The 8,296-nt window shown below is 70.5% G+C and carries 5 protein-coding genes; 4 read left to right on the top strand and 1 reads right to left on the bottom strand.

The features are described from left to right. Positions 1-434: sterol carrier protein domain-containing protein (locus AUV07_RS07880; RefSeq protein WP_197462126.1), on the top strand; the 434-nt coding region annotated here is incomplete at its 5' end. A 62-nt stretch (positions 435-496) separates the two neighbouring features. Here AUV07_RS07880 and AUV07_RS07875 read toward each other — a convergent pair. Beyond that, complete coding sequence (locus AUV07_RS07875; protein ID WP_062635106.1) at positions 497-4,180, bottom strand: multifunctional oxoglutarate decarboxylase/oxoglutarate dehydrogenase thiamine pyrophosphate-binding subunit/dihydrolipoyllysine-residue succinyltransferase subunit; 3,684 nt, start codon at positions 4,178-4,180, stop codon at positions 497-499. Between the two features lie 161 nt (positions 4,181-4,341). Here AUV07_RS07875 and AUV07_RS07870 point away from each other — a divergent pair, with 161 nt between their 5' ends. From AUV07_RS07870 to AUV07_RS07860, 3 genes are all read left to right on the top strand, one after another. After that, positions 4,342-5,796: a GuaB1 family IMP dehydrogenase-related protein gene (locus AUV07_RS07870; RefSeq protein ID WP_062635104.1), complete on the top strand. Its 1,455-nt coding sequence runs from the start codon at positions 4,342-4,344 to the stop codon at positions 5,794-5,796. Positions 5,797-5,909: 113 nt separating this feature from the next. After that, positions 5,910-7,229: a hemolysin family protein gene (locus AUV07_RS07865; protein WP_062635102.1), complete on the top strand. Its 1,320-nt coding sequence runs from the start codon at positions 5,910-5,912 to the stop codon at positions 7,227-7,229. Next, positions 7,226-8,287: a hemolysin family protein gene (locus tag AUV07_RS07860; RefSeq protein WP_025103069.1), complete on the top strand. Its 1,062-nt coding sequence runs from the start codon at positions 7,226-7,228 to the stop codon at positions 8,285-8,287. Before AUV07_RS07865 ends, AUV07_RS07860 begins: the two co-directional genes overlap by 4 nt. Positions 8,288-8,296: the final 9 nt, after the last annotated feature.

The raw sequence follows: 8,296 nt of genomic DNA, 5'->3' as shown, positions 1-8,296 counted from the left end.
TCGACGAGGTGACCGCCGATCTCCGACCGCTCGACGACGCCCTGCCGTGGCTGGTCGCGGACCCGCGCGGCGTCACCCAGGAGGTTCACGACCACGGTTGGCTCCGCGTCCTGGACGTCCCCGCCGCGCTCACGGCCCGGACCTACGCCGCGCCCCTGGACACCGTGCTCCGCATCGAGGACCCCCTGGGATTCGCCGCGGGCACCTGGCGCCTGCGCGTCGACGCGGAGGGGCGGGCGCACATCGAGGAGGCTCCGGGCGCCGAGGCGGACCTCGTCCTCGACGTCTCCGCACTCTCGTCGATCTACGCCGGCAGCATCCGCGTCGCCGCGCTGCACGGAGCGGGCCGGATCACGGGCCCGGTGGACGCCGTCGAGGCACTGGACCGTGCGTTCGTCGCCTTCCCGGCGCCGTCCCTCGACATCTGGTACTGACCCACAAACCGAGAAGGGCGCCCCGGCCGAAGCCGGGGCGCCCTTCGTCGTCAGAGAGGCGGTCAGCCCAGGGTGACCGCCGCGCGGATGAGCGCGGCCTGCTCGGTCGCATGCACCTTGGACGAGCCCGTCGCCGGCGAGGCCGACGCCGGACGCGAGACCGGGCGGAACGAGCGGTCGCCGGGGACGTCCGCGAAGGCCAGAGCCAGGAACGGCCACGCGCCCTGGTTCTCCGGCTCCTCCTGCACCCACACGAGCTCGGCGTTCGGGTACGAGTCCGTGATCTTCTTCAGCGCGTCGATGGGCGTCGGGTAGAGCTGCTCCAGACGCACCAGGGCGATCTCCGGGTTCGGGTTCTTCTCCAGCTCGGCGCGGAGGTCCCAGTGCACCTTGCCGCTGTGCACGAGCACGCGCTTCACGGTGGAACGGTCGAGACCGCGGTCGTCGTCGAGGACCGGCTCGAAGCGGCCCCCGGTGAACGCCTCCACCGGGCTCGTCGCGCCGCGCAGGCGCAGCATGGCCTTCGGGGTGAACACGATGAGAGGCTTGCGCGGGCGGGCGTAGGCCTGCCGGCGCAGCAGGTGGAAGTGCGACGCCGGGGTCGACGGACGCGCCACGATCATGTTGTCCTGGGCGCACAGCTGCAGGAACCGCTCGATGCGCGCGGAGGAGTGGTCCGGTCCCTGGCCCTCGTAGCCGTGGGGGAGCAGGAGCGTGACGCTGGACTGCTGACCCCACTTCTGCTCCGCGGCGGAGATGTACTCGTCGATGACCGACTGGGCGCCGTTGACGAAGTCGCCGAACTGCGCCTCCCACAGCACCAGGGCCTCGGGAGCTTCCACGGAGTAGCCGTACTCGAAGCCGAGCGCGGCGTACTCGCTGAGGAGGGAGTCGTAGACGAAGAAGCGGCCCTGCGCGTCGGACAGGTTCGACAGCGGCAGCCACTCCTGGCCGTTCGCCCGGTCGTGGAGCGCGGCATGCCGCTGCACGAAGGTCCCGCGGCGCGAGTCCTGGCCGGCGAGGCGCACCGGGGTGCCCTCGACCAGGAGCGAGCCGAAGGCGAGCAGCTCGCCGAAGCCCCAGTCGATGTTCCCGTTGCGGCTCATGTCGAGGCGCTTCTCCAGCAGCTGCTGGATCTTCGGGTGCACCGTGAAGCCCTCGGGCTTGTTCACGAACGCGTCGCCGATGAGGCGGATGACCTCGGCGGGGACACCGGTGACCTCGGGGGCTCCGACCTGGTCCTCGACCTGGGGGGCCTCCTCGGGGGCGATCGGGGTCGCGCCGGTCTCGGCGGCGTGCGTCTCGGCGAAGGCGATCTCCAGACGGTTCTGGAAGTCGGCCTTGGCCTCGTCGTACTCCTCCTCGGTGATGTCGCCGCGACCGACGAGGGACTCCGTGTACAGGCGGCGGACGGAGCGCTTCGCCTGGATGAGGTCGGTCATCAGCGGCTGCGTCATCGAGGGGTCGTCGCCCTCGTTGTGGCCGCGACGGCGGTAGCAGACGAGGTCGATCACGACGTCGCGGTGGAAGCGCTCGCGGTACTCGAACGCGAGCTGCGCGACGTGGATGACCGCCTCGGGGTCGTCGCCGTTCACGTGGAAGACCGGCGCCTGGATCGTCTTGGCGACGTCGGTGGCGTAGACCGAGGTGCGGGCGTCGCTCGGCGTCGTGGTGAAGCCGACCTGGTTGTTGACGACCACGTGGATCGTGCCGCCCGTGCGGTAGCCGCGCAGCTGCGACATCTGCAGGGTCTCGACGACGACGCCCTGGCCGGCGAAGGCCGCGTCGCCGTGGACGAGGATGGGCAGCCAGGCGAAGGTGCCGATGGGCTTGCGGTCCTGCTTGGCGCGGACGATGCCCTCCAGCACGCCGTCGACCGTCTCCAGGTGGGAGGGGTTGGCGGCGAGGTACACCGGCAGCGCGGAGCCGTCGTCGGCGACGAACGTGCCCTCGGTACCCAGGTGGTACTTCACGTCGCCCGAGCCGCGCTGGTTGCCGGGGGTCTGCGTGCCCTCGAACTCCCGGAAGACCTGGCCGTACGTCTTGCCGGCGATGTTGGTGAGCACGTTCAGGCGGCCGCGGTGGGCCATGCCGATCGCGGCGCCCTCCAGCCCGGCCGTGGCCGCGCCCTGGAGGATCTCGTCGAGGAGCGGGATCAGCGACTCGCCGCCCTCGAGCGAGAAGCGCTTCTGGCCGACGAACTTCGTCTGCAGGAAGGTCTCGAAGGCCTCGGCCTCGTTGAGCTTGCGCAGTACGCGCAGCTGCTCGTCATGGCCGGGCTTCTGGTACTTGACCTCGACCTTCTCCTGGAACCAGCGGCGCTGCTCCGGGTCCTGGATGTGCATGTACTCGATGCCGAGAGTGCGGCAGTACGAGTCGCGCAGCACGCCGAGGATGTCGCGGAGCTTGGCGACGCGGCGTCCGCCGAACCCGCCCGTGACGAACTCGCGGTCGAGGTCCCAGAAGGTCAGGCCGTGGCTCTCGATCTCCAGGTCGGGGTGCGAGCGCTGACGGTACTCGAGCGGGTCGATGTCGGCCATGAGGTGGCCGCGCACGCGGAAGGAGTTGATGAGCTCCTGCACGCGGGACTGCTTGTCGACGCGCTCGGCGAGGTCGACCGCGATGTCCGGGTTCCAGCGGATGGGCGCGTACGGGATGCGCAGCGCCGCGAAGATGTCGTCGTAGAAGCCCCGCTGCCCGATGAGCAGCTCGTGCACCTTCTTCAGGAATTCGCCGGAGCCGGCGCCCTGGATGACGCGGTGGTCGTAGGTGCTCGTGAGCGTGATGGTCTTGCCGATCGCGAGCTCGTTGAGCGTCTTGTCGCTCGCGCCCTGGAACTCGGCGGGGTACTCGAGGGCGCCGGCGCCGATGATGCAGCCCTGGCCCTTCATGAGACGCGGGACCGAGTGCACCGTGCCGATGCCGCCCGGGTTGGTGAGCGAGACCGTGGTGCCCTGGAAGTCGGCGGCGGTGAGCTTGTTGGCGCGGGCGCGGGTGACGAGGTCCTCATAGGCGGCGAGGTACTCGGTGAAGGTCATGGTGTCGGCACGCTTGATGCTCGGGACCATGAGGGCGCGGGTGCCGTCCGGCTTGGGCAGGTCGATCGCGATGCCGAGGTTGACGTGCGCCGGGGCCACGACGGAGGGCTTGCCGTCGATCTCGGCGTAGAAGACGTTCTGGCTGCGGAACTCGTCGAGGGTGCGGATGAGCGCCCAGCCGATGAGGTGGGTGAAGCTGACCTTGCCGCCACGGGTGCGGGCCATGTGGTTGTTGATGACGATGCGGTTGTCGATCATCAGCTTGGCCGGGACCGTGCGGACGCTCGTCGCGGTGGGGACGGTGAGCGATTCGTCCATGTTCGCGGCGAGGGTCTTCGGCAGACCGCGCAGCGGGGTGACCTTGTCCTCTTCGGACGGCTGCTGCGTCTCCTTGGACTCCTGCTTCGGCTTCGGCGCCTGGGCGGGGATCGGCGCGGCCGCGGCCGGCTTCGCGGTGGTGCGGGCGACGGGCTGTGCACCGATCACGGGGATGGGAGCGGTCACGGGGTGCGCCGGGGCCGCGGTCGCGGTGGGAGCGGCAGCGCCTCCGGCGGCCGTGGTCTCGGAGTGGTACTTCTCCAGAATGGGCCACCACTCCTTGTCGACCGAGTCGCGGTTCTCCTTGAACTGCTCGTAGAGCTCTTCGACGAGCCAGGAATTGGCTCCGAACCCCCCGTCGCCACCGACGCCGGTCACCTGGTTCGACACGCTCTATCGCCCTCTTTCATCGCTGAAGATCTCCGATGCGGACGCACGACGCAGGATGCGCTCGGGCCCGCACACTCTCGACCACCAAGCCTAACCTGTTTCGACCGAGGAGACGTCGAACAGCACGACCCGTGGCGCGCCGATCTGGGTACCGTGGAGACATGGAGTTCTCAGGTGCGCAGCCGACCGTCGATCTGACCTACTCGGACGTCTTCCTGGTGCCGCGCCGCTCGGCCGTCACCAGTCGCCTCCAGGTCGATCTCGCTCCGCACGACGGCACCCCGGCGACGCTGCCGCTCGTCGCCGCGAACATGAACTCGGTGACCGGGCCGCGGATCGCCGCCGTGCTCGCGCGCCGAGGAGCGCTGGGCGTGCTGCCGCAGGACCTCCCGCTCCAGGAGCTCGACGCCGCGATCCGCGACGTGAAGGAGCAGCCGGTGCTCTGGGACACGCCGCTCGTGCTGCCCCCGGAGGCGACCGTCGCCGACGCCCTCCGCCTGCTCCCCGCCGCCCCCGGCCACGGCATCGTCGTGGCCTCCGGCGCGGCACCGATCCCCGTCGACCGCATCGTCGGGGTGCTCCCGGCCACCCGTCTCGCGACCGCGCTGCCCGACGCGCAGCTCGGCGACCTCGTGCACCGGGGCACGCCGTCCATCGACGCGGACGACATCGGCTCCGAACGGCACGCCTTCGACGTCATCACCGAGGCGGACGTCGAGGTCGTCACGGTCGTCCACCACGGCCACCTCGTCGGGACGCTGAGCGCCCGCAGCGCCCTCCGCGCCACGCTGTACCGGCCGGCCGTGGACGCCGACGGGCGCCTGGCCGTCGCCGCGGCGGTCGGCATCAACGGCGACGTCGGGGCGAAGGCGAAGGCGCTCGCGGCGGCCGGGGTCGACGTGCTCGTCGTCGACACCGCGCACGGCCACCAGGAGGGCATGCTCCGGGCGCTGCAGGAGGTCGCGTCCCTCGGGCTCGGGCTCCCCATCGTCGCGGGGAACATCGTCACCGCGGACGGCGTGCGGGATCTCGTCGACGCGGGCGCCTCGATCCTCAAGGTCGGCGTCGGACCAGGGGCGATGTGCACGACGCGGATGATGACGGCGGTCGGTCGTCCCCAGTTCTCCGCGGTGCTGGAGACCGCACAGGCCGCCGCCGAGGCCGGAGCGCACGTCTGGGCCGACGGCGGGGTGCGCTACCCGCGGGACGTCGCCCTCGCGCTCGCGGCCGGTGCGGCCTCCGTCATGGTCGGCTCCTGGTTCGCCGGGACGATCGAGGCCCCGGGCGAGCTCCAGCGCGACACGGACGGTCGTCTGTTCAAGGAGTCGTGGGGGATGGCCTCGACCAAGGCGGTGAAGGCGCGGTTCGGTCGGCTCGACGCCTACGAGCGGGCGCGCAAGGAGCTGTTCGCCGAGGGCATCTCCTCCTCCAAGATCTACCTCGACCCGCTGCGCCCGGGCATCGAGGACCTGCTCGACATGATCACGTCGGGCGTGCGGTCGTCCTTCACCTACGCCGGGGCCGCGACCGTGCCGGAGTTCCACGACCGTGCTCTCGTCGGACTGCAGTCGGCGGCGGGCTACGAGGAGGGCAAGGCGCTGCCGGTCAGTTGGTGATCACCTGCCGCGACCACAGTCCGCTTCTGTAGAATCGAGCGCACTATGGACGACCCTCCCAGTTGCCGAACATCGCCCCACCGTCCCGTTCTCTCCCCGGAGAGGAAGATCTGATGGACTACATCATGTTGGGCGTGGGGCTTCTGCTCACGGTCGGCACCGGCCTCTTCGTCGCGAGCGAGTTCGCCCTCGTGAACCTCGACCGCGCGGATCTGGAAGCGCGGCAGGCGCGAGGCGAGTCCCGCCTCTCCCTGACGATCAGCGCCCTGCGGCACACCTCGACGCATCTCTCCTCCGCGCAGCTCGGCATCACGCTGACCACGCTGCTGACCGGATACACGATGGAACCGGCGCTGTCCAACCTCCTGCGCCCCACGCTCGTCGCCTGGAACATCCCGGAAGCCGCCGTCGCTCCCATCGCGACCGTGGTGGCGATGTTCGTCGCGACGGTGCTCTCGATGATCCTCGGCGAGCTCGTCCCGAAGAACTTCGCGCTGGCGCTGCCCCTGGCCACGGCGAAGCTCGTCGTGCCGTTCCAGATCGCCTTCACGACCGTGTTCAAGCCGGCGGTGGTCGTGCTCAACGGCAGCGCCAACGGGGTGCTGCGCAGCATGGGCATCGAGCCCAAGGAGGAGCTCTCCGGCGCCCGCAGCGCGGAGGAACTCTCGTCCCTCGTGCGACGGTCGGCGAGCGCCGGAGTGCTGGAGGCCGACACCGCCACGCTGCTGGACCGCACGCTCACGTTCTCGCGGCTCACCGCGGCCGACGTCATGACGGCGCGCCCGAGCATGCACGCGATCGCCGCGGGCGACTCGGTCGACGACGTGATCCAGCTGGCGCGGCGCACCGGCCACAGCCGCTTCCCGGTCTTCGATGAGGACCTCGACGACATCACCGGCGTCGTGCACCTCAAGGCCGCCATCTCGGTGCCGCGGGAACGCCGGGCCGAGGTGCCCGTCGGTGCCCTCGCGACCGACCCGCTCCGCGTGCCGGAGACCGCCCACGTCGACGCGCTCATCTCCGACCTCCGCGGTCGCGGCTACCAGCTCGCGGTCGTCGTCGACGAGTACGGCGGGACGGCGGGGATCGTGACGCTGGAGGACCTCGTGGAGGAGCTCGTCGGCGAGGTGTCCGACGAACACGACCGGACGAGGGCCGGCATCATCCGCAACCGCGACGGGGTGACCTTCCCCGGCGAACTGCGTCCGGACGAGCTACGCAGCCGCGCCGGCGTCGAGGTGCCGGAGGGCGATGTGTACGACACGGTCGGCGGCTACGTCATGAGCGTCCTCGAGCGGGTGCCGGTCGTCGGCGACGAGGTGCCCCTGGACAGCGGCACGCTGCAGGTGGTCCGCATGGACGGCCGCCGCGTGGATCGGGTGCGCTACGTCCCGAGACCGGATGCCGTCGTCATCGAGGGGGTGTCCCTGTGAGCGATTGGGGAGGCCTCGCCTGGCTCGTCGTCCTGCTGGCGGCGAACGCGTTCTTCGTCGGCGCCGAGTTCGCGGTGATCTCCGCGCGGCGCTCCCAGATCGAGCCGAAGGCCGAGCGCGGCTCGCGCCCGGCCAAGACCGCGCTGTACGCCATGGAGCACGCGACGCTCATGCTCGCGACCTCGCAGCTCGGCATCACGATCTGCTCGCTGCTCATCCTGAACGTGTCCGAGCCCGCCATCCACCATCTGCTCGCCGTGCCGCTGCACGCGCTGGGCTGGTCGGACGGCGCGGTGGATGTCGTGTCGTTCACGATCGCGCTGCTCATCGTGTCGTTCCTGCACGTCGTGTTCGGCGAGATGGTGCCGAAGAACCTCGCGTTCTCGATTCCGGACCGTGCCGTGCTGCTGCTGGCGACGCCGCTGGTGTGGGTTTCGAAGGTGTTCATGCCGGTGATCTGGCTGCTGAACGCGGCGGCGAACGGCGTGCTGCGCCTCTTCCGCGTGGAGCCGAAGAACGAGGCGGCGTCGACGTTCACCCTCGACGAGGTCGCGACCATCGTCAACCAGTCGCGCCGTGAGGGCGTGCTCATGGACACCGCGGGCACGGTGACGGCCGCGGTCGAGTTCACCGACAAGAAGGCGCGCGACGTGGCCGTGCCGCTGAGCGACCTCGTCACGCTGCCGCAGACGACCACGCCCGACGACATCGAGAAGGCGGTGGCCCGCTACGGGTTCTCGCGCTACGTGATCGTCGACGACGAGGACGTCCCGATCGGCTACGTCCACCTCAAGGACATCCTGCGGGCCTCGGAGGGCCCGGATGCCGAGGCCAAGGTGCTCGAGCCGATCCCCGGCAAGCGCATCCACCACATGGTGCCCGTGCAGGAGGACACCGATCTGGAGGACGCGCTCGCCGTCATGCGACGGGCGGGTCGCCACCTCGCCAAGGTCCGCGACGCCCGGGGGGAGACCACCGCCGTGCTGTTCCTGGAGGACATCCTCGAGGAGCTCGTCGGCGAGGTGCAGGACGCGACCCGTCGCGTCCGCGGCCACTGACATCCGGAT

It is taken from the genome of Microbacterium sp. CH1, assembly GCF_001595495.1.
In the GTDB taxonomy this organism is placed as follows: domain Bacteria; phylum Actinomycetota; class Actinomycetes; order Actinomycetales; family Microbacteriaceae; genus Microbacterium.
The sequence above is the reverse complement of the archived record's forward strand: the minus strand, read 5'-3'. Positions and strand labels throughout refer to the sequence as shown.